This window comes from Paractinoplanes durhamensis (assembly GCF_016862175.1).
Classification (GTDB): domain Bacteria; phylum Actinomycetota; class Actinomycetes; order Mycobacteriales; family Micromonosporaceae; genus Actinoplanes; species Actinoplanes durhamensis.
This window is the reverse complement of sequence record NZ_BOML01000043.1, coordinates 148,804-171,286: the sequence shown is the minus strand read 5'-3', so window position 1 is coordinate 171,286 and position 22,483 is coordinate 148,804. Positions and strand designations below refer to the sequence as shown.

Below are 22,483 nucleotides of genomic sequence, written 5' to 3'. Positions count from 1 at the left end.
GATCTGATACGCTCACGTCCGATCACATCGGAGGAGACGGATGTCCGATCTGCTGCTCCCGCCGCCGGCGGCACTCCCCGTCGCCCCGGCCACCGACCGCGTCGTCTGGGATCGGGCCCGGCTCGACGACGCCACCATGGGCCTGCTCGTGGCGCGCGCCGAGACCGAGCGGGCCACGCCATGGGCGACTCCGCTGGCCAGTGGATTCGCCCGCTACTTCCGCGACGGCGACCGCGACGCCTACGAGCAGGTGCTGTGGGAGCGGGAATACCGCGTCAACCGGGCCGTGGTGATGGCCGCGGTCACCCTCGATCCATCGTGGATCGACGAGGCCGCCGACGGGCTGATCCTGCTGTGCGAGCAGAGCACCTGGTGCTGGCCGGCCCACGACGACACGTTCACCCGGCACGGCTCGGTGCTGCCCACCGTCACCGACCCCTACCTCGACCTCGGGGCGAGCGAGGTGGCGATGCAGCTGACCTGGGCCGACCATCTGCTCGGCGCGCAGTTCGACGAGCGGGTGCCGGGCCTGCGGGCCCGCATCCGCTACGAGGTGGACCGCCGGGTGCTGACCCCGTTCGAGACCCGCCGCGACTGGCACTGGCTGGGCCTCGACGGCGACGTGCACAACTGGAACCCGTGGATCCACGGCAACGTGCTGGCCGCGGCCCTGCGGCTGGTCGAGGACGAGGAGCGGCGGGAAGCCCTGGTCCGGCTGATCGTCGAGGGCCTCGACCGCTACGTGGCGTCGATCCCGCCCGACGGCGCCATCGACGAGGGGTATGCGTACTGGTGGAACGGCGCCTGCCGGCTCCTCGAAGCGTTCGACCTGCTGTCGCACGCCAGCCGCGGCGCCCTCGGGGATGCGACCGCCTGGCCGGCGTTGCGCGAGACCGTCGCCTTCCCGCACCGGCTGCACCTGGGCGGCGAGTGGTATCTGAATCATGCCGACGGCCCGGCCCGGCCGCCGCGCTCGCAGCCGTGGGATGCGCTGCACCGGGCGGCCCGGCTGTTCGGCGACCGGGCGGCGGAGGCGCACGCGGCCGCGCACCGGGTGCCGGCCGGCGACGAGCAGCAGGGGCTCGGCCGGCTGGCGCGGGCACTGACCGATCCCTTGTGGAACGCGGCCACGCCCGGGCCGGCGGCCCCGACCGAGGACGTCTGGTTCCCGTCCACCCAGGTGCTCATCGCTCGGGGCGAGCGGCTGACCCTGGCCGTCAAGGGTGGGCACAACGGGGAGAACCACAACCACAACGACGTCGGCAGCGTCGTGGTGGCCCTGGGCGGGGTGCCGGTGCTGGTCGATCCGGGGCGGCCCACCTACACGCGGCAGACGTTCGGGCCCGACCGCTATGCGATCTGGACCATGCGTAGCTCGTGGCACAACACCCCGACGATCCACGGCGTCCAGCAGTCGGCCGGTCGGCGGTTCGCGGCCCGTGACGTGGAGGCCGGGAACGGTCAGGTCTCGCTGGAACTTTCCGACGCGTACGAAATAGAAGGAAGCTGGCGGCGGACCGCTCGGCTTTCGCGGGACGTGGTTGTCGTCAGCGACGAGTGGGCGCTCGCCGCCGGGAGTGGATCGACGGTCGTCCATTACGTGCTCGCCGGATCGGTTTCGGTCGGCGAAGGCCGGGCGGAGATCGTCGCGCTCGACCGGGCGGGTGCCTTGATCATGTCGTGGGAGCCGGCGGTAGCCTGCTCCGTCACCGTGCGCGAACTCGATGACCCGATGCTGCGCGACGTCTGGGGCGAGCGCCTGACCAGGCTCGACATCGACGTCTCGGCGCTCGGGCCGGACGGTAGGCTCGATCTGATCGTTAAGGAGCAGCGGTGAGCACCTCTGACAAGCGCGGGCCGTTGCAGGTCGCCCGGCGTGCCCAGTTGCTCGAGGCGCTGCAGCGCAACGGTGTCCTGCGCATCTCCGACCTCACCGACGCGCTCGGCGCCGCGGCCGTCACGATCCGCCGCGACATCGCCCAGATGGCGTCGGAAGGCCTGGTCAAGCGGGTGCACGGCGGTGTCGCGCTGCCGTCCGCCGACCTGCCGGCGGCGGACGAGCCGGGCGGTGAGTCGATCGGGATGCTGGTGCCGTCGCTCGACTACTACTACCCGAGCGTGGCCCAGGGCGCCGAGGAGGCCGCCCGCGAGCTGGACATGCGGATCGTGCTGCGCGGTTCGTCGTACGACTCGGAGGACGACCTTCCGCAGCTCAGCCGCCTGGTCGAGCAGGGCGCCGACGCCCTCGTGGTGGTGCCGAGGATGGACGCGCCGACGTCGGCCCGGACGATCGAGTGGCTGGCCGGCCTGGACATCCCGGTGGTGCTGCTGGAACGCACCGCCACGGCCGGGCCGCACCACGAGGACCTCGAGTCGGTGGTGACCGATCATGCCCTCGGCGCCGCGATGGCCGTCCGGCACCTGGTCTCTCTCGGACATAAACGGGTCGGCGCCATCCTGGCCGAGCACAGCCCGACCAGCCCGCACATCCAGCGCGGCTGGCTCACCGCGCTGGCCGAGTGCGGCCTCGACGCCGGCACCCTGGCGACGATCCCCGACGCCCGCCTGCCCGAGTGCGCGGCGGCGCTGGCGAAGGCCCTGGCCCAGTGCCGGGACACCGGCATGACCGGGCTGCTCGTGCACGCCGACGCCGAGGCGATCGCCCTGGTCCAGCGGTGCGAGGAGCTCGGGCTCACGGTGCCCGGCGACCTGTCGATCATCGCCTACGACGACGAGGTGGCCGGGCTGTTCTCGCCCGCCCTGACCGCGATCCGGCCGCCGCGCCGATCGATCGGGCGGGCCGCGGTGCGCCTGGTCGCCGACCGGCTGTCCGATCCGGATCGGCCCACCCACCGGGTGGTCATCAGCCCCTCGCTGACCGTGCGCGCCTCCACCGCCGCGCCTGCGTAACCTCTGCTTTACCGGTTAAGAAATCTCCCTATGGGAGCGCTCACATCGAGGCACATCGAATCAGCCGTTCGGTGGATGCGTCGATCGACATCGATACGAAAACGTGCAGGGCGAACTAGCAACGCCCACATCCACGGGGGAGTGTTCGGTGCTCGTATCGAGTCGATTCAGGCTGCTCTGCCATGCCCTGATCGCGGCGATGATCGCCGCCTATCTGGTTTCGTTCCCATTCACGCCGGCCTCGGCGGCACCGGTCGCCACGGCCGGAGCCGGGCCGGTCAACCGCCCGCTGCCGGCCACCGCCGCGGCCAATCACGGCCTGCCGGCCGGCGAGTCCGCGCCGCCGGTGCCGCCGGCGGTCGCCACCGACGGCAGCAAGCCGCGCGTGCCCACCGCGGCCGAGAAGGCCAAACGGAAGCTGTCCGCGGCCCTGGCGCCGACCACCAAGCCGATCGCCCGCGGCGGCTTCCTGCTCGGTGACACCTCGCTGGTCGTCTACTGGGACGCCGAGGTCAACACCGGCGACCCGACCTCCTGGGGCCGCTGGTTCGCCACCGTCACCGACACCGAGACCGGCGCCGAGCAGCGCTCGATCGAGCTCGGGCAGGCCGACCTGAGCCGCTGCGCCAGCCCGGCGCTGCTGTGCCGCAGCTTCGGCGCGGCCGACGGCTGGGTGCTCGACCCGGCCCGCACCTACACGGTCACCGTCACCGAGATCGCCGCCGACGGCACCGAGCAGACCAGCCCGCCGTCCGACGCCGCGCACCCGCGCAAGGTCGACGACGTGCCCACCGTCGCCGCCGGGCAGGTCGTCGGCTGCGGCTGCAGCACCGTGCTCGGCCCGACGGTCACCGCGCAGGCGCTGCGCGGCGCCACCGTGAACACCGCGACCGGCCAATACCTTCGGGTCGAGCGCGACTTCACGATGCCGTCCTACGGCATCCCGTTCAACCACGCCCGCTACTACTCGTCCGGCAACACCAACGTCGGCATGTTCGGCCCGGGCTGGAGCTCCTCCTACGACATCCGGATCGTCGCGGCCGACAACGGCGCGGTGCGGGTGCGGGCCGAGGACGGCTCCGAGGCGGTCTACCTGGCCCGGGCCGACGGGAGCTTCGACGCGCCGGCCGGCATCCGGGCCACGCTGTCCCGCAACGGCACCGGCTGGAAGCTGGTCCCGCCCGACCAGCGGGTGCTCGCCTTCGACGCGGACGGCCGGCTGCTGTCCATCAAGAACGCCCGCGGCCTCGGCATCACCCTCGCCTACGCGACCGCCGGCCCGCTGAGCACGGTCACCGACGCCAGCGGCCGGGTGGTCCGCTTCGAGTTCCGCACCGACCTGCGGCTGATCACCAAGATCATCCTGCCGGACGGCCGGTCGACCCAGTTCGACTACCAGGACGGGCGGCTGCTCAAGACGCAGGACCCGCGCGGCTACGTGACCAGCTACTCCTACGACGCGGGCGGGCGGCTCGCCGAGATCACCGACGCCCGCGGCGCCAAGCTGATCCGCAACACCTACGACGCGAACGGCCGGGTCACCCAGCAGCTCGACCCGGAGGGCGGCAAGACCACCTTCGACTGGAAGCCGACCGAGCAGATCGCTGTCACGGTCGACCCGGACGGCGTGACGGTCTCGGACGGCTACAAGAACAACGTCCTGCTGTACAGCCAGAACGGCAACAGCGACACGGTCAACCATCGGTACACCGGGAAGCTCAACAAGAACCTGGTGATCGACCCGAAGGGTAACCAGGAGGAGACGAAGTTCGACGACGCCGGCAACCCGATCTCCCGTACGGCGCCGGACCCGTTCCTGTTCACCGAGGTCAACACGTTCGACGACCGCAGCAACGTCACCGCGGTCAAGGACGGCCGGGGCAACACCTGGGACTACCGGTACAACCAGTTCAACGAGATGATCTCGCAGAAGGACCCGAAGCAGGGCACCGGCTACGAGTACACGTACGACGACAAGGGCCAGGTCAGCACGCGCAAGGACCCGCGCGGCAAGATCACCGAATACGAGTACGACGCGTACGGCGACCGGACCGCGGACGTCGCGCCGACCGGGCGCCGCACCGAGATGTTCTACGACGGCACCGGGCGGATGACCTCGGTCGTCGACCCGCGCGGCACGGTGGCCGGTGCCAGCAAGGACACCTACCGCACCCGATTCACCTACGACCAGATGAACCAGGTCACCGAGACCTGGCAGCCCGGCAAGGGCCAGCCGAGCCGGACCACCTACGACGAGCTGGGCCGGGTGGTCGTCTCGACCGACCCGCTGTCCAACTCGAGCCGGTACACCTACGACCTGGCGAGCCGGCTCGTCGAGGTCAAGGACCCGATCGGCAACGTCACCGCCACCACCTGGTCGGCCGGCGGCCGGCGCACGTCGGAGACCGACGGCGAGGGCAACAGGACCAGCTGGACGTACGACAACAACGGCCGGGTGTCCACCGAGACATCGCCGCGCGGCAACGTGACCGGCGCCGACAAGGCCCTGTACACCTCGGTCTTCCACTACGACTTCAACGGCAACCTGATCCGCACCGACCGGCCGTACGGCACGGACGGCCGGCGGGTCGAGGTGGACACCGCGTTCGACTCGCTCGACCGGCCCACCGAGCAGGGTGACCAGTTCAAGAACGGCACCAAGGTCGGCTACGACAACAACGGCAACGTCGTCTCGATGACCAACGAGCGCGGCGAGAAGCTGGAGAACTTCTACGACGAGGCGAACCGGCGCACCGGCAGCTCCGGTGGTTCCGGCGCCGCCGCCGTCGAGTACGACGACGCCGGCAACGTCATCAAGCAGACCAGCCCGACCGGGGGCGTCTCCACGACGTCGTACGACGACGACGGGCGGGTCGTGGCGGTCGTCGAGCCGCGCGGCAACGCCACCGGCGCCGACCCGGCCGACTTCACCACCAGGTACGGCTACGACCTGGCCGGCAACCCGGCCACCGAGACCGACGCCCTCGGCAACGTGGCCGCGGCCGGCTACGACCCGAACAACCGGGTCACGTCGAGCACCGACGCCAACGGCAACGTCACCAAGTACACCTACGACGCCGCCGACCGGCTCGCCTCGGTCATCGGGCCGGACGCGACCGGCGGGCAGGCGCTGACCTACGGCTACAACGCCGACGGCCAGGTGATCAAGCGGACCGACCCGCTCGGCCACACCGCGTCCCTCGAGTACGACCGGGCCGGCCGCACCACGGTCAGCACCGACGGGATCGGCCGGCGCCGCGAGTACGTCTACGACGCCGACTCCAACCTGGTCGAGGAGGTCACCGCCCGGATCGTCGAGCTGGGCCGCCCCGACCCGAACCGGCCCGCCCGGACGATCTTCTACGCCTACGACAACCTCGGCCGGCTGATCAGCAAGCAGCTGGGTTCCGGCGGCACCGCCTACACGTACGGGTACGACGCCAAGAACCGGCTGGTCAGTGCGGCCGACCCGGGCGGCGTACTCAGCTACGACTACGACGTCACCGACCGGCTGACCACGGTCACCCGCGGCGGCGAGGTGTTCAAGTACGACTACGACTCGACCGACCGGATCATCGGCCGCACCTACCCGGACGGCACGAAGATCGGCGCCGACTACGACGACGGCGACCGGATCACCAGCCTGACCGCCACCCGCGGCGGCACCAGCGCGAACTACGGCTTCCACTACGACGCCGCCGACAACCTGACCGGCATCGACTACCCGTCGGCCACCGGCATCACCGAGAGCCGCAGCTACGACCGGGCCGGGCGGATGACCCGGATCGCGGCCACCAAGGGCGACACCACGCTGTCCGCGTTCGACCTGACCCTCGACAAGGTCGGCAACCCGACGAAGATCATCAAGGCGACCGGCGAGCCCGGGCAGCCGACGATCACCGAGGCCGCGGCGTACACCTACGACAAGGCCAACCGGATCACCGCCGAGTGCTACGGGGCGCAGACCTGCGCAGGGGCGACGGCCGCCCGCACCGACTACACGTACGACCTGGTCGGCAACCGCACCACCATGAAGAAGGTCGCCACCGGGGAGAACACCACCACGTCGTACGCGTACGACGCCGCCGACCAGCTCACCACCGAGACGGTCAGCGGCACCCGGAGCAGCAGCCGGGCCTTCACCTACGACCTGGAGGGCAACCAGACCCAGGCCGGGACGGACAGGTTCACCTACGCCCTCGACCACACGATGACGTCGGCCTCGGTGAACGGCACGACCACCAACTATGCGTACGACGCTCAGGGCAACCGGGTCTCCGGCACCTCGGGTACCGGGTCCTCCGCGATCACCCAGACGTGGAGCTGGGACGTCAACGCGAGTCGGCCGCTGCTCGCGCAGGAGCGGCAGACCGGCGCCGCCGCCCGCGACTACCTGTACGACGCGAGCGGCCTGCCGCTCGGCCTGATCGCGGCCGACGGCACCCACTCCTACCTGCGGGACTGGCTCGGCGGAGTGTCCGGGGTGGTCTCCCCCGCCGGCGCCGCCGAGTGGGAGTACGCCTACGACGCGTTCGGCGTGGACCGCGGCACCAGCAAGAAGGCCGACGACGCACCGGACAACCCGTACCAGTATGCCGGCACCTACCAGGACACCAGCCAGGGCGACCGGTACGCGATGGGGGTCCGCAGCTACGACCCGTCGACCGGGCGTTTCGCCTCGGCCGACCCGGCCACCCAGCCGGCCACCGACCAGGCGGTGTCGACCTACTCCTACACCAACGCCCGGCCGACCGTGCTGACCGACCCGTCCGGCGCCGACCCGGACGGCATGGCCGACACGTACGCCGACTACTACCAGGCGATGGCGTGCGCCAACTACCCGCCCGCCTGCGCCGCCACCACGGACGCCAACACCGCGGCCGCCGGTGAGGGCGAACAGCAGGTGGAAAACCCGGACTGGCAGAACTCGAAGAAGCTGGTGGACGAGGCCGGCAGCTTCGTCAGCAAGATCGGCGACGAGATCGTCAATCTGATCCTCGATCTGGTCGGCTTCAACGACGCGAAGGCCTGCATCACCGAGGGCGACATCCTGGCCTGCATCAACACCGCGTTGCAGGCGGTGCCGTGGGGCAAGATGTTCAAGGCGGCCAAGGTCGCGATCAAGGCGATCGGGGTCGGCCGGCGCCTGGTCGACGCGTACAGCCGGCTGAAATCGGCGAAGAACGCGCTCGCCGCGATCCCGCGCTACATCAAGAAGCTCACCCAGACCGCCGAGGAAGCGGCCGACTCGAAGAAGTACGCGGACGAGGCGGCCAAGGCGGCGAAGGGCGCCAAGGATGCCGGCGGCAAGGCCAAGGCAACCTCGCAGAAGGCCGCCGACAACGCCAAGAAGGCAAAGAAGAAGGAGAGTACGACCGGGGAGAGTTGCGAGGTCGCCAAGGGCGGCACGACCCGGCTCGCGTCCAACTCCTTCGCCGCCGGCACCCCGGTGCTGATGGCCGACGGCAGCCGTAAGCCGATCGAGAAGGTGCAGGCCGGCGACACCGTCATGGCCACCGAGCCGTCGGCCGCCCTGACCGCGCCGTCGCAGGTCATCGCGACCGTGGCCGGCACCGGCGAGAAGTCCCTGGTGGACCTGACCCTGGTCGGCGCCGGTGCCGGTGGTGGCGGGCCGCCCGCGGTCATCACCGCCACCACGGGCCACAAGTTCTACAGCCTCGACCGCGACCAGTGGGTCCCGGCCGGCGAGCTGAAACTCGGCGAAACCCTCCGCGACAACCGCGGCGGCAAGATCACCCTCACCGGGCTGAGCGAGCACACCGCCGAGACCACCGTCTACAACCTCACCGTCGACGACGAGCACACCTACTACGTGGTCGCCGGCGACAACCCGGTCCTCGTCCACAACTGCGGCGCCGGCGCCGACGCCGAGTCGCTCGCCGAAGCGGCCCGCTACCGCGCCGACGAGTTGCACAAGGCGCTCGACCCGATCGCCCGCAGCAAGCGGACCACCGCCGTCATCTCGGCCTACGACCACGAAGGCCAGATCGTCGACGTCGTCTCGGCCAGCGGACGCGGGCTCAGCCGGGCCCAGAAAGAATTGCTGGGGGCCGGCGAATACATCGCCAAGTCCACCGGGAAACGGTCGCACGCCGAAATGAATGCGCTCGCCTTCATCGAGTCGAAAGGCTGGACACCCATTGCCGGTGGCGCATCGAGAAACGTCTGCGGAAAGTGTTCCGCCGGGCTCCGGGCGTCGGGCGCTAGGCTGTTCGGCGGTACCTTCCCCGGCCGAGGCAGCAGGATGAGGTTGTTCAGATGGTTCTGAAATTCGACCGGGCGGGCGTGGCCGACAGCTTGACGCGGATCGATCAAGATCGAGCTGTCGCGTTCACCGCCGCCTGTGTCCAGCGACGCAAGCCCGGCGTGGATCTGCTGCCCGACCAGGGGCGGCAGGCCGACCTGGCAACGTTCGAGACGACGCTGGCGGACCTGTGGGCCGTGGCGGCCGGCGACCTGGCCGCGTCCGAGCGCAGCTGGGACGGTCTCGACAACTTCGCCGAGCTCCAGTCCGAGGAGGAGGCGGAGGGCGCGCTGGCCTTCGGCGAGGATGCCGTCGCCGCATTGTGGTATGCGACGAAGCTCATTCGCGACGACAATCGCGAGTTCGGTGTCCACTGCGCTTCGCGATGCGTCGACTCGGCCGGTTTCCTCGACGATCTCGCCGACGATTCGGCCGACTTCGCCGACAACGAGATCCGGCTCCAGTCGGCCGACCTCGACGACCTCACCCGGCCCGGCACGCCGATCACCGAGGTCATCTCCCGGCTGCGGGAAAGAGCAGCCGGCGAAGCAACCCGAACGGCCTCAGCCATCGCGGACATCGACGACGAGGACTAACCCTCCACGAGTAGCCGCCCGGCTGCGCAACGACGCGACCTGCGTCCGCACGCCGCCGGGCGGCTCGCCGGACGGGCCACGTGGCAAGCGGCCCGAGGCCCATTTACCGTTTGGGATACGTCCGTTGACCAAGATTCAGGACATCGTCGCCCGGCTGCGCGAGGACCCGTCCTGTGTCTTCGCGCCGCCGGGCGACGGTGCTCCCCCGGTCCCCGATGGACTGCCCGCCGACCTGCGCGAGTTCTACGCCGAGTGCGGAGGTCTGGCCCTGTTCCCCGACGCGCCGTTCGGGTGGGTGATCGCCGGTGAACGCGACCTGACCCCGACGAACCTGCCCGGCGGTCGGCGGGGTGGTGCGCTATGCCGACTGAGACGGCCGCGCGGCCGCCCCGACACCAACACGGCATCGAACAGGTGGCCCCCGGGGACACCGGAACGATCGGGGCGGGCAGCCGGCGCGGGTGCGCGGCATTCAGGCGACGGTCACCGCGATGGTGTGCAAGCCGGTGGCGCCGTTCGGGAACGGGGTGGCGCGGGTGGCGGTCTGGGGTGTGCCGGTGGCGTCGGTTGCTCGCACGGCCAGGGAGTGCGGGCCGGTGGTGGCCTTCCAGGTGTAGCGCCACTGGACCCAGGTGTCGATCGAGGGGACCGGGAGCAGCTCGGCCCTGTTCCAGTCGCCGCCGTCGACGCTGACCTCTACCGCCCTGATGCCCCGGCGCTGGGCCCAGGCCACGCCGGCCACGGTGACCGGGCCGGCCGCCGGGTGGGCGAACGGGCGTGGCTTGTCGATGCGCGAAGCGGTCTTCACCGGGCCCTCGGCTGACCAGCCTCGCTCCACCCAGTACGCGTCGAACTTCGCGAACGTGGTCAGCTCCAGCTCGGTCAGCCACTTGCAGGCGCCGGCGTAGCCGTACAGGCCCGGGGTCAGCATGCGGACCGGGAAGCCGTGCTCCAGGGGCAGTGGCTCGCCGTTCATGCCGACCACCAGCATGGTGTCCCGGCCGTCCAGGGCGGTCGCGGTCGGGGTGCCGATCGTCATGCCCTCGGCCGAGCGGGCCACTATCTGGTCGGCACCGGCCTTGATGCCGGCCTCGGCCAGCAGCGGCGCCAGCGGCACGCCCAGCCATTTCGCGGTGCCGATGTAGGGGCCACCGACCTCGTTGGACACGCAGTTGAGGGTGATCACCCGTTCGACCAGCGGGCGCCGCAGCAGATCCTCGAACGACAGCCGCATCTCGTTGCCGACCATCCCGTGGATCCGCAGCGACCAGGAGTCCGGGTCGATCCGGGGCACGGTCAGCGCGGTGTCGACCCGGTAGAAGTCGCCGTTACCGGTGACGAAACCCGGCCCGGTGCCGGGCGGCACCGGCCGGCCCACGTCGGCCGCCGCGGGAAGGCGGATGTCGGCCCGCGAACGGGCGGCGGACCCGCCGCGAATCCGCCGGATCCCCACCGCGCCGCCCTCAGCGACCACCGCACCGCCCGCCACCAACGCCGCGGCCTGCAGGAAACGCCGCCGATCGAAGTCACCGACCGGACGCGCTTCCTCCGACACGGCCGCAGCCGCCCCGGACCGCGCATCCGAGTCCACCTCGCCCGGCGTTGCCGCAGATTGCACATCCGCGGACGCCATGCCCAGCGTTGCCGCAGATTGCACATCCGCGGACCCCATGCCCGGCGTTGCCACCGATTGCGCATCCGCGGACACCGTGCTCGGCGCGGCCGTGGCGGGCGCTGCTCTGTGGAGCAGCCACCAGAGGGTCACGCCGGCGATGGTTGCGCCCAGTAGGGACGGGACCGCGTCGAACGGAATTGCGGCTGGGCGGGACAGGGCCGCGGACGCGCCGGCTGCCCCCAGTACCGACGCGCCCGCTGCCACCGCCCACCGGTGCCGGCGGCCCAGTGCGCCGGTGCCGGCCGCCAGGAGGATCAGGACCAGGCCGACCGAAGCGAGCAGGACCGGCTTGTCGTGGGTGCCCAACTCGCGTACGGCAAATTCTTTGATCGGGGTCGGGGTTGCATCGATGACCGCTGCACCCACCGCTACCAGCGGGGACGCTTCGGGCCGGGTCGCGGCCGCGAGAAGTTCCGCGACCGCGACCCCGAAGCCGGCGGCGACAAGCCCGGCCAGAGAGCCTCGCATCAGCTCTTCGGCATCAGAACGGAGTCGATGATGTAGACGGTGGCGTTCGCCGTCTGCACGTTGCCGCAGATCACCGAGGCGGCGCCGTCGACCTTGAAGTCCTCGCCGCTACCGCTGACGGTGACCTCGCCGCCCTGCAGCGTCTTGTGGCTGCCGGCCAGCTCCGCCGGGGTCAGCTTTCCCTGCACCACGTGGTAGGTGAGGATGCTGGTCAGGGTCTTCTTGTCGGCCAGCACCTTCTTCAGGTCGGCGGCCGGGATCTTGGCGAAGGCGTCGTTTGTCGGCGCGAAGACGGTGATGTCGCTGGCCGAGTTCAGCGAGTCGACCAGGCCGGCCTGCTTGACCGCGGTGACCAGGGTGGACAGCAGCGGGTTGCCGGACGCGGCGGTGGCCACCGGCACCTGGGCCATGGCCTGGAAGCTGCCCTTGTCGGACGGGTCGGTCGGCACTGCCGCGCAACCCGCGCCGAACGTGGCCATCGAGTCGGCCGAGGACGGTGCCATGGTCGGCGCCATCGTGGTCGTCGTGGGAGCGGCCGCGGTGCTGCCGGAGTCGGTCGAGTCGTCGCTGCCGCAGGCGGTCAGCGAGATCGAGAAGGCTACGGCAGCGGCGAGGGCGGTGAGCTTCGTTGCTCGCATGGTGTTTTTCCTCCATCTATCGGGATTAACACCAGTAATTCGGAGCGGCGGAGCCCGCGGATAGGTGGAATCTCAGGTCAATTTCAAATCGGCCAGCATCGTCGTGGTCGGCTGGGCCGAACCGTTCGGCGGCTCCACCGTCACGCCGACGTCGGAGACCCCGGACATCCCCTCGACGATCTGCGCGTATGCCGTCTGGCCCGGCACCAGCACACCGGCTGACGCCGGGATGCCGCCCGCCACCGTCCACAGCTGGTAGACCCGGCCCGCGGAGGGTGCGCTGTCGGCGGCGAGCATGATCACGCCGGCGTTGTGCAGCGGGGACATCGCCACCGTCACCCGGCCGCCGTTGCTCAGGGTCTGCTCCCGCACGGTGAGGTCGGGGGCGGTCAGCACGGCCTTGATCCGCGCCTCGGCCGCCTGCGCGGTGACGGCGGCCGTGTGCTCACGGCGTACCCGCTGCTCCTGAACGACCGCGACCGACCCACCCACCGCAAGCACCACGGCCGCCGCGGCGGTCAACCGGCGCCAGCCGGGAGCCGGACGGCGAGCCGGCACCGGCACCGGGGCCGAGACCGGGGGAAGCTGGCGGGTCGCCGTGATCGTGGCGAGGACGTTCTCGCGCAGCCGCGGCGGCGGCACCGACCAGGTCCCGTCGGCCAGCCGGGCGGCCGCCGAACGAAGATCGTCGGTCTCCTCCCGGCACTCCGCGCACTCGCGCAGGTGCCGCTCGAACGCCGCCCGTTCGATGTCGTCCACCGCATCCAGCACATACGCCCCAAGGAGGGCGTGGATGTCCGCACTCATGCCCGAACCCCCGCTCCCAGGCAGTCCCTAAGTCGGATCAGCCCGTCTCGCATTCTTGCCTTCACGGTCGGCAGCGTCGCGCCGACCAGCTCCGCCACCTGCGGATATGAATTGCCCTGGTAGTAGGCGAGGACCACGGCCTGGCGCTGCAGCTCGGTGAGCCCGTCCAGGCAGTGCCGCACCTGCTGACGTTCCAGGCGGCCGGCCACCTCGTCGGCGACCGCGTCGTAGGGGGTGTCGATCTGTGAGCTGCCGGTGCGGAACGTCCGGTCGGCCGAGGCCTGCTCGGACCGGGCCCGGTCGACCGCCCGCCGATGCGCGATCATGAACACCCACGAGGTGGCCGAGCCGCGGGCCGGGTCGAACCGGGCCGCCGTGCGCCACACCTCGACGAGCACCTCCTGGGCGACCTCCTCGGCCTGCCCGGGGTCCCGCAGGACCCGCCGGACCAGGCCGTACACCCGCGGCGCGACCAGGTCGTACAGCGTGGCGAAGGCCTTCTCGTCGCCGGCCGCCACCGCGCCGAGGAGATCGCTCTCGTCGGGGCCGGCCCGGCCACCGGGAACGGCCGACAGATGGTCGGTCCGGCGGCCCGCGCTGTACTCGGTCATGTGGTCCATCCTCCGCGAGGGTTCGGTCCCGCTCAGGGTTATTCGGAGCGGACGGACCTGCGGATAGGTCCCATCACGCACGGGGGAGGTATTCACTGGGATTGGCAGATGTCTATCTCAAGTGGTCGGCTGATGGCATCAAACCCCCACTTGCGGAGGTTCGTTCATGAGACGACGCACTTCGGTGGCCCTGGCCATCGCCCTCCTCGGCGCCACCGCCACCCTCACCGGCGCCGGTCCGGCCGGTGCCGAGCCGGTCGCCGAGCCGCAGCCCGCCCAGTACGAGGTCTACGACGTGCGCACCCAGGCGCAGCTCGACCGGATCGCCCGCTCCGGCGCGGCGATCGACGACGTCGAGCACCAGGTCGTCACGGTCACCGCCGCCGACACCGAGGTCCGGACGCTGCGCCGGCAGGGCTTCCTCGTGCAGCCGATCCTGCAGACCTACGACTTCCCCGCCTCGGACGCGGCGTACCACAACTACGCCGAGATCATCACCGAGGTGAACGACGTCGTCACGAAATATCCGGCGATTGCCAGTAAGAAGGTGCTCGGCAAGTCGTACGAGGGCCGGGACATCGTGGCCGTGAAGATCTCCGACAACGTGGGCACCGACGAGGCCGAGCCGGAAGTTCTCTACGACGCCAACCACCACGCCCGCGAGCACCTGACCGTGGAGATGGCGGTCTACCTGCTGCACCTCTACACCGACAACTACACGAGCGATGCGCGGATCAAGAGCATCGTCGACAGCCGGGAGATCTGGATCATCCCGACCGTCAACCCGGACGGCTCCGAGTACGACGTGGCCACCGGCTCGTACCGGTCGTGGCGCAAGAACCGGCAGCCGAACAGCGGGGCGTCGGCCGTGGGGACCGACCTCAACCGCAACTACAGCTACAAGTGGGGCTGCTGCGGCGGCTCGTCGGGCACGGCGTCCTCGGCCACCTATCGGGGGAAGGCGGCGTTCTCGGCTCCGGAGACCGTGGTCCTGCGCGACTTCGTGGCCAGCCGGGTGGTCGGCGGGGTGCAGCAGATCAAGGCGACCATGGACTTCCACACCTACGCCGAGTTGATCCTCTGGCCGTACGGCTACACCACCGCGGCCACCGCGACCGGGATGACCGCCGACGACGCGAACGCGTTCCAGACCCTCGGTGAGCAGATGGCCGCCACCAACAACTACACCCCGGAGCAGTCGAGCGATCTCTACATCACCGACGGTGGGCTGCTCGACTGGCTGTGGGCGACCTACAAGATCTTCGCGTACACGTTCGAGATGTATCCGACCAGCGCCGGTCAGGGCGGCTTCTACCCGCCGGCCAGCGTGATCAACCGGGAGACCGCCCGTAACAAGGATGCGGCGCTGATCCTGGCCGAGGTGGCCGACTGCCCGTACAAGGTGATCAACAAGTCCTGCTGATGGTTGAACGGCCGGGGTGGGCGGGACCTCCCACCCCGGCCTTCACCAGAGGATCAGGATTGCGTACGGCTCCACTGCTGGTTGGTGCCGGTGCCGCAGGTGTACTGCTGGATGTCGGCGCCGTCGGCGGTGTTCGAACTGACCACGTCGAGGCACTTCCCGCTGTGCCGGGCCTTGATCGTGAAGTAGCTGCCGGTCGCGAGCCACTGCCACTGCTGGTTGGTGCCGCTGCCGCAGGTGTACTGGATGATGTTGCCGCCATCAGCGGTCGAGGAGCTGGCCACGTCGAGACACTTGCCGCTGTTCTGGTTGACGATCCGGAAGTAGCCGCCGCCGGCGTCCTGGAACTCCCACTTCTGGTTGCCGCCGCCGTTCCAGGTGTACTGCTTGATCTCGGCATTGTTGGCGGTCGAGGCGCTGACCGCGTCCATCACCTTGCCGCTGTTGCGGTTGGTGATCCGGTAGTAGGTGGCCGCGTTACCGGTGATCGTCCCGGCCGCGGTGTCGATGGTGATCGTCGGATACCAGCTGAGGCTCATGCTTGTCGCCGAGGGAAAGGCGATCGGGAGCCAGACGTACGTCGAGTCGTTGACCGGCCCGCCCCAGGCACCCGCCCAGCGGTCCCCCAGGTAGAGGTAGCTGGTGGTGGAGGTCCCCTGGATCGGCAGCACGTAGGTCGGCTGGGAGCTGAACGTCGTCGAGTCGCCGACGTTGGTCCAGCCGCTCCAGGGGCCGCTGATGCTGGTCGCGGTGGCGTATTGGGCCTGGTTGGGACTCCAACCCGTGGCGGCGGAGGTGAGCATGAAGTACGTGCTCCCCCGCTTGAAGAGCGCGGGTGCTTCGCGATGCCCACCCGGCCAGAAATTTCCGACTACAGCCGATATGCCGGTAAAATCGGCTGTCAGGCGATAAATCATAAGGTCGTAGTTCTCGTTGGCCGCGGAGATCATGTACGCCGTGCCGTTGTCGTTGAACAACGTGATGTCCCGGGACATATAGGTCCCGGACGGGCGGAAACTGCCCTGGTACGTGTAGGCGCCGTCGACCGTGGACGACACCGCCACCGCCGCCCGCGCCTCGCCGTAATCCGTGCTGTTCTCCTTGTGCATCCACATCACATACTTGCCGGTCGACGCGTTGTAGATGACCTTGGGCCGCTCGATGTTGGCGCTGGCCAGCTCACTGGCCGACGACGAGGTCAGCACGTTGCTGCGGAACTCCCAGCTGCGCAGGTCGGTGGAGCGGTAGACGGACACCGCCTTGAACGTGTTGTCGGCGTTGCGGTTCTCGCCGAACCAGTAGTAGTAGGAGCCCACCTGCAGCACTCCCCCGCCGTGCGCCTGCACGGCCGCGCCGGAGGTGTCGGTGAACTGGGTCCCGTTGGTCACGGTGACCGCCGCCGCCTCGGCGGCGGGCGCGAGGAGCAGAGGCACCGCGCCCAGGATGAGCGCCGCCAGGATCGGTGCGAGTCGCCTTTTCATGCCCCCGTTGGTAACCGAGCCGACGGTCGCGCCGCCATGAAACGTTCATAGACGAAACCACTCGCACATCGTTGACCATCTATACGCGGGAGGTTATGTTAACGTTCACGAAACAATTGGGAGCGTGCCGTGACCCTCTTCCAGGTGCAGCGCCACGAGCGCCTGATGAGCGAGTTGCAGCAGCACGGCGCCGTCCGGGTCAGCGAGATCGCCCGTGACCTCGGCGTCAGTGAGCTGACCATCCGGCGCGACATCGCCGCGCTCGCCGCCCGCAACCTGGTCACCCGGGTGCACGGCGGCGCCACCCTGCCGAGCCGGGCCCGCCCGATCGGCCGGCCGCGCACCACCGCGCTGACCGTCGGCATGGTCGTGCCCTCCCTCGACTTCTACTGGCCACCGGTGGTGGCCGGGGCGCGGGCCGCCGCGGCCGCGCTCGGCGTCACCGTCCAGCTTCGCGGTTCCACCTACGACCCGGACGAGGACCGGCGGCAGATCGGCCGGCTCGTCGAGGCCGGTGAGGTGCGCGGGCTGCTGCTCGCGCCCAGTCTGGACGGCGACGACGCGATGATCGACTGGATCGGGCGGCTGCGGCTCCCGGCCATCCTGGTCGAACGGCAGCCGCGGCGGTGGACGGCGGCGTCCCGGCAGGTCGAATGGGTGCGCAGCGATCACGCCCTCGGCCTGGAGATCGCCCGGCATCACCTGCACGAGCACGGTCATCGCCGGATCGGGTTGCTCGTGTCGCGGGGCAGCCCTACCTCGGCGTACCTCAAAGAAGCGTGGCTGACCGCCCGCAATGACCACCCACCGGTCGTCCTCGACGATCCGCCGGACCGGCGGGTCATCCGTGACCTGCTCGCCCGGCGCACCGTCGACGCTTTGATCGTGCACAGTGATCCGCACGCGATGGCGGTGGCGCAGGTCTGCGCCGAGGAGGGCCTGCGGGTGCCCGAGGATCTGGCGCTGATCTCCTACGACGACGAGATCGCGCACCTCGGGGAGCCGCCGCTGACCGCGGTGCGGCCGCCGAAGAACCATGTCGGGCGGCTCGCCGTCGAGTTGATCGTGTCCCGGCTGCTCGACGGTGATCGGCGGCCGGCCCGCGGCATGCTGGTCGCGCCCGAGCTGGTCGTACGCGAATCGTCGTTCGGTTCTGAACGTTTCGGACTGCCTCGGTTCGCTTCGTAGCGTCGGCGTACGAAAAAAGCTCCGATGGCACCCGTGAAGACTCTGCGGAACGCCACCATCCTCGTCCTGGTCGCGGCCGGCCTGGCCGTGCCCGCCGCCACCCCCGCGGTCGCCGCCACCGCCGGTTTCCGCGGCGTCAACTGGGCCGACCAGCGCGACAACTTCGTCGACGACACCCTGGTCCTCGGCGGGCTGTCGACCTCGGACAGCTACGCGACCACCCAGACCAAGGCGAACGGGATCCTCGACGGGTTCGTCAACAACCTGGGCGCCAACACCGTGCGGATGCCGGTCAACTACGCGACCGTGTCCGGGTCGTACTGGAACTCCTACACCGGCGCCATCGACGCCGCGACCGCGAAATCGCTCAAGGTCATCCTGTCCTACTGGGAGGGCGCCAGCTCGCGCAACGGCACCGTCGACAACACCACCCAGTACTGGTCGATGTGGCAGACGATCGTCACCAAGTACTCGGGCAACGCGAACGTCTACTTCGAGCCGTTCAACGAGCCGTACGGCTACAGCGACACCGACTGGAAGAACCTGGCCGCCTCGTGGCTCACCACCTACTCCGGCGTCCCCCGCGGCCGGGTGATCATCAGCGGGGCCGGCTACAACCAGCGGCTCACCACGATCGGCAGCGACACCCGCTTCGACGGCACCCTGATCTCCCGGCACACCTACCAGTTCTTCGACTCGAGCCGCACCACCGAGGACTCGTGGCGGGAGTCGCTGCGCACCAGCGTCGGCGCCTACCGGGACCGGGTGCTGATCACCGAGTTCGGGGCGCCGATGACCGACGGGCGCAACTACAACACCACGTCGACCAGCGACAGCTTCGTCGCGTTCATCCGGGGCACGGCCGCCGAGGCGCGCGCCGAAGGGCTCGGCACCGTCTACTGGCCGGGCGTCCGGATCGCCGACCCGTACCGGCTGCAGGAGATCACCAGTAGCGGCGGTCTCACCACCACGAACGCCTCCGGAAGAGATCAACTCCGCTACTCGTGGGGCCTGGACGGCGGCGGCAACGTGGCGCTCACCCACTACCGGGTCGACAACCGCAACAGCGGGAAGGCGATGGACCTGGTCAGCGCGTCGCTGGCGGACAGTGCCGAGGTCAAGCAGTACGCCTGGAACGGCGGGCTCAACCAGAAGTGGGCGTTCGAGGACCTTGGCACCGGCTACGTCCGGGTGGTCAACCAGAACAGCGGCAAGTGCCTCGACGTCGCCTCCGCCTCCACCGCCGACAGCGCCAACGTCATCCAGTACACCTGCGGCAGCGGCACCAACCAGCAGTGGCAGTGGGTCGCCTCCGGCTCGTACTACCTGCTCAAGGCCCGGCACAGCGGCAAATGCCTGGACGTGGTCGGCGCCTCGACCGCCGACGGCGGCGACATCACCCAATACACCTGCAACGGCGGCACCAACCAGCAGTGGAGCCGGACCGCGGCCTAGTTGCAGTGCTCCAGCGGGCTGTCGTAGGCGGCCGCGCCGATCGATCCGCCCCACATCACGCACAGCGCCTCGGCCTTGGCCTTCACCGGGCCCGCATAGTACTGATACGCACCGCTGTCGGTGATCCGCTCGTCCCCCTCCACCTCCAGATAGGCACCGACGTCGGTCTTCGCGCCGACGTCGGTGGCCTTGAGGGTGACCGTGCAGTTCTTCAGCGTCGTCGCGTTGTAGAGCAGGAAGACCCGGCCCAGCACGGTGCCGCCGTCCTTGAGCGGCGCCTGATCGATGATCACGAACGCCGACCCGCACACATCGCGCGGTGTGTAGGGGTTCGCCACGGCGGCGGAGCTCGTCTGCGACGGCTCCGGGGCCGGATCATCGGGGGTGGTTGCGGTGGGTTCGGCCCCTCCGGGCACCGTCGCCGACGGCAACACCCCTGCTGATGTACGGGTGGAAGCCGCGGACGCCGGCACCGGTGCGGTGGATTGCCCCGCGGTCGGCAGGCCGATCGGCTTCTGCTCGCCGGGGCCGCCGCCCTTGCCGAAGTCGGGGGCGTCGATCCGGTTCGCGCCGGGCGGGCCGCCCTGGGCGGGGCTGGGATCGGGGCGGACGGCGACCGCGATGCCGACCCCGGCCGCGGCCAGGACCACCGCGGCCAGCACGGCGAGGGCGGTCTTGCGCCCGCCTTTTTGCCGGTTTTTCGGAGATTCGGGCGGGCCGGCCGCCTGGACGATCGTGGGTGAGGTGGGCGGTGGGGACGAGACGGGCGGCGCCGGCATGGGGGCGGCCGCTACCTGGGTGTAGACCGGCATGCGGCGGGACGGGCCCTGGCCGGTCAGGGCCACCCGGGCCGCGGCCGAGAACGCGGCCGCGCTCTGGTGCCGGCGGGCCGGGTCCTTCTCCAGCGCGCGCAGCACCACCGCCGCGACCTGCGGCGGCACATCCATCGGCAGGGTCGGCGGGTCGGCCACGATCAGCTGGGCGATCACCTGCAGCGGGTTGTCCCCGATGTAGGGCGGGCGGCCGGTCAGACACGTGTAGGCGACCGCGCCCAACGCGTACACATCGGTGGCCGGCGTGACCGGTTTGCCCTCGGCCTGCTCGGGTGCCATGTAGTGGGCCGAACCCATCACCACGTTGGTGCCGGTCAGGCCGGCGCCGGTGGTCGAGCGGGCCACCCCGAAGTCGACGAGCACGAGGGCGCCGCCGGGCCGGACGAGGAGATTGCTCGGCTTCACGTCCCGGTGGATGATGCCGGCGTCGTGCGCGGCCTGCAGCGCTTCGGCGATCTGCCCGACGACCGCGACGGTCTCGGTCGCGCTGAGCTTTCCGGCCGCCTCGATCCGCTTGGCCAGGGACCTGCCCTCGATGAACTCCATGACCAGGAAGTCGACGCCGCCGTCGCCGCTCTCGCCGAAGTCGTAGACCTGCACGATGCCCGGGTGCCGCAGCGACGCCATCATCCGGGCCTCGGTGCGGAAACGGGCGATGAACTCCCGGTCGGCGGCGAGGCCTTCCAGCAGCACCTTCACCGCGACCGGCCGGTGCAGCAGCAGGTCGGTGCCGCGCCACACCTCACCCATGCCACCGGCGGCGATCCGCTCGGTCAGTTCGTAGCGCTCGCTGAGCACGGCTCCGGGGGACAGCACCCGGTCATGGTACTGGCCGGACCCGTGGGCCCGGCCAGTAGCAAGCGTACGAATACTGTCAGTGTTCGATGCCGGCCCGCCGGCGGCGCGTCAAGACCACGAGACAGACGCCCACCACGATCACCGCGAGCCCGGTTCCGACCATGGCGAACGCGGCCGGGCCGGTGGTCGGCAGGCCACCGCCGTCGTCATCGCCGTCACTGCCGGCCTGCCCGCCGGTGCCGCCCGACGCGGACGGGGAAGCGCTGGTGGGGCCGGTCGCGGAGGCGCTGACCGACGGGCTGACGCTCGGGCCGGCCGACGGGTCGGTCGTCGGTTCGGTGGAGTCCGACGGCCCCGGGGTGGGGCTGACCGCCGCGCCCGCGATGACGCTGAACGTCGCCGAGTTGTCGGCCGGCTTCAGGTCGATCGCGCCCGGCCGGATGCTGGAGATCTCGACTATGCCGCCGTCGAGCTTCACCGGACCGGTGACGTCCGCGGAGACCGTGATCTCGAAGTCCTGCGAGGTGGTGTTGCGCATCGGCGGCCGCGAGGGCGGCTGGATGGGTCCGCTGACCGGGCTGAACCCGCAGGTCGCATACTGCCGGCCGACGCTGTACACGCAGCCGAAGAAGTCGTCGTTGCTCCGGGCGAACGTGGCGTTCTCGGGCAGCTTGATCTGGAGGCCGAAGCGCTCGACGGCCGTGTCGTTCAGGTTGGTGACCCACACCGTCAGCTTGCCGGTCTTGCCGGGCGTGATCGGATTGGCGACCGGAACCGTGCCCTCGAGCTGGTCGTAGTTGTAGACGTCGGGGGCGGCGACGGCCAGATCCACGCCGTGCGTCTTGAAGCCGATCCGCACCCCGAACGTGGCGCTGTCGTTGGTCGCGTCAACGTCACCGGCGGCCACGATCGAGACGGTCACCGCCCCGGCTTCCCCCTCGACGGAGCCCGGCTGCGAGACGAACCCGACGTACTGGAAGACGGCCGACGCCCCGGCGCCCGGAAGGGCGGCCTGGTCGAGCGGGCAGGTGATGGTGGTGGTGTCTTCGCGGCAGACCTGGCCGCGCGCCCCGCGGCTCGCACTCACCTGCGTCTCGTCCAGAGCCGACAGGTCGATCACGAGGGTGGCCGAGGACGGCTTCACCGCGCCGTTGCCGGCCACGGTGATGCCGGGCAGCGCGGCGGTGCCGGCCGGCGAGACGACCACGTCGGTGTCGACGACGCTGACGCCGAGATCGACGTCGGCCGCGAACGCCGGCGCCCCGCCGAGCGCGACGGCACCGGCCACCATGAACGTGGCCAGCCCGACGCGGCCGAGATTACGCAGAGACATGG

General features: G+C 70.3%; 14 protein-coding genes. 7 read left to right on the top strand and 7 right to left on the bottom strand.

Going from position 1 to position 22,483, the window contains the following annotated elements; all coding sequences use genetic code 11:
• Window positions 1–40: 40 nt before the first annotated feature.
• The 4 genes from Adu01nite_RS27635 (at window position 41) to Adu01nite_RS27620 (ending at window position 9,771) form a co-directional block, all read left to right on the top strand.
• Window positions 41–1,837: a heparinase II/III domain-containing protein gene (locus Adu01nite_RS27635; protein ID WP_203730779.1), complete on the top strand. Its 1,797-nt coding sequence runs from the start codon at window positions 41–43 to the stop codon at window positions 1,835–1,837.
• Window positions 1,834–2,910, top strand: a complete 1,077-nt coding sequence (locus tag Adu01nite_RS27630) for a substrate-binding domain-containing protein (RefSeq protein WP_239132737.1) — start codon at window positions 1,834–1,836, stop codon at window positions 2,908–2,910. Before Adu01nite_RS27635 ends, Adu01nite_RS27630 begins: the two co-directional genes overlap by 4 nt.
• Window positions 2,911–3,058: 148 nt before the next feature.
• A complete protein-coding gene (locus Adu01nite_RS27625) occupies window positions 3,059–9,199 on the top strand; it encodes a polymorphic toxin-type HINT domain-containing protein (RefSeq protein ID WP_203730777.1) in 6,141 nt (2,046 codons plus the stop codon).
• The gene (locus Adu01nite_RS27620) at window positions 9,190–9,771 is read left to right on the top strand and encodes a hypothetical protein (protein ID WP_203730775.1); all 582 of its coding nucleotides are present in this window, start codon (window positions 9,190–9,192) and stop codon (window positions 9,769–9,771) included. The genes Adu01nite_RS27625 and Adu01nite_RS27620 overlap by 10 nt, the downstream gene beginning before the upstream one ends.
• A gap of 472 nt (window positions 9,772–10,243) precedes the next feature.
• Here the strand turns inward: Adu01nite_RS27620 and Adu01nite_RS27615 are convergent, their stop codons facing one another.
• The 4 genes from Adu01nite_RS27615 to sigK form a co-directional block, all read right to left on the bottom strand.
• On the bottom strand, window positions 10,244–11,914 hold the full coding sequence (locus Adu01nite_RS27615) for a molybdopterin-dependent oxidoreductase (protein WP_203730773.1): 1,671 nt from the start codon (window positions 11,912–11,914) through the stop codon (window positions 10,244–10,246).
• Window positions 11,914–12,552, bottom strand: coding sequence for a fasciclin domain-containing protein (locus tag Adu01nite_RS27610; RefSeq protein ID WP_203730771.1), 639 nt, complete (start codon window positions 12,550–12,552; stop codon window positions 11,914–11,916). Before Adu01nite_RS27610 ends, Adu01nite_RS27615 begins: the two co-directional genes overlap by 1 nt.
• Before the next feature lie 72 nt (window positions 12,553–12,624).
• Window positions 12,625–13,359 carry an anti-sigma factor gene (locus tag Adu01nite_RS27605; protein ID WP_203730769.1) on the bottom strand — a complete coding sequence of 245 codons (735 nt, stop codon included), beginning with the start codon at window positions 13,357–13,359 and terminating at the stop codon, window positions 12,625–12,627.
• The gene (sigK, locus tag Adu01nite_RS27600; protein ID WP_203730767.1) at window positions 13,356–13,970 is read right to left on the bottom strand and encodes an ECF RNA polymerase sigma factor SigK; all 615 of its coding nucleotides are present in this window, start codon (window positions 13,968–13,970) and stop codon (window positions 13,356–13,358) included. Before sigK ends, Adu01nite_RS27605 begins: the two co-directional genes overlap by 4 nt.
• 166 nt (window positions 13,971–14,136) lie before the next feature.
• On the opposite strand from sigK, the gene Adu01nite_RS27595 reads away from it, so the two are divergent.
• On the top strand, window positions 14,137–15,393 hold the full coding sequence (locus tag Adu01nite_RS27595) for a M14 family metallopeptidase (RefSeq protein ID WP_203730765.1): 1,257 nt from the start codon (window positions 14,137–14,139) through the stop codon (window positions 15,391–15,393).
• 53 nt (window positions 15,394–15,446) lie between these two features.
• Here the strand turns inward: Adu01nite_RS27595 and Adu01nite_RS27590 are convergent, their stop codons facing one another.
• Window positions 15,447–16,874 carry an RICIN domain-containing protein gene (locus Adu01nite_RS27590; RefSeq protein ID WP_203730763.1) on the bottom strand — a complete coding sequence of 476 codons (1,428 nt, stop codon included), beginning with the start codon at window positions 16,872–16,874 and terminating at the stop codon, window positions 15,447–15,449.
• Between the two features lie 129 nt (window positions 16,875–17,003).
• Here Adu01nite_RS27590 and Adu01nite_RS27585 point away from each other — a divergent pair, with 129 nt between their 5' ends.
• Both Adu01nite_RS27585 and Adu01nite_RS27580 read left to right on the top strand, forming a co-directional pair.
• Window positions 17,004–18,062 carry a LacI family DNA-binding transcriptional regulator gene (locus Adu01nite_RS27585; RefSeq protein WP_239132736.1) on the top strand — a complete coding sequence of 353 codons (1,059 nt, stop codon included), beginning with the start codon at window positions 17,004–17,006 and terminating at the stop codon, window positions 18,060–18,062.
• A 24-nt stretch (window positions 18,063–18,086) separates the two neighbouring features.
• A complete protein-coding gene (locus Adu01nite_RS27580; RefSeq protein WP_203730761.1) occupies window positions 18,087–19,517 on the top strand; it encodes an RICIN domain-containing protein in 1,431 nt (476 codons plus the stop codon).
• On the opposite strand, the gene Adu01nite_RS27575 is transcribed toward Adu01nite_RS27580, so the two are convergent.
• Together Adu01nite_RS27575 and Adu01nite_RS27570 are read right to left on the bottom strand one after the other, a co-directional pair.
• A complete protein-coding gene (locus Adu01nite_RS27575) occupies window positions 19,514–21,166 on the bottom strand; it encodes a serine/threonine-protein kinase (protein ID WP_203730759.1) in 1,653 nt (550 codons plus the stop codon). The genes Adu01nite_RS27580 and Adu01nite_RS27575 overlap by 4 nt on opposite strands.
• A gap of 58 nt (window positions 21,167–21,224) precedes the next feature.
• Window positions 21,225–22,481: a hypothetical protein gene (locus Adu01nite_RS27570; RefSeq protein ID WP_203730757.1), complete on the bottom strand. Its 1,257-nt coding sequence runs from the start codon at window positions 22,479–22,481 to the stop codon at window positions 21,225–21,227.
• Between the last annotated feature and the right edge of the window lie 2 nt (window positions 22,482–22,483).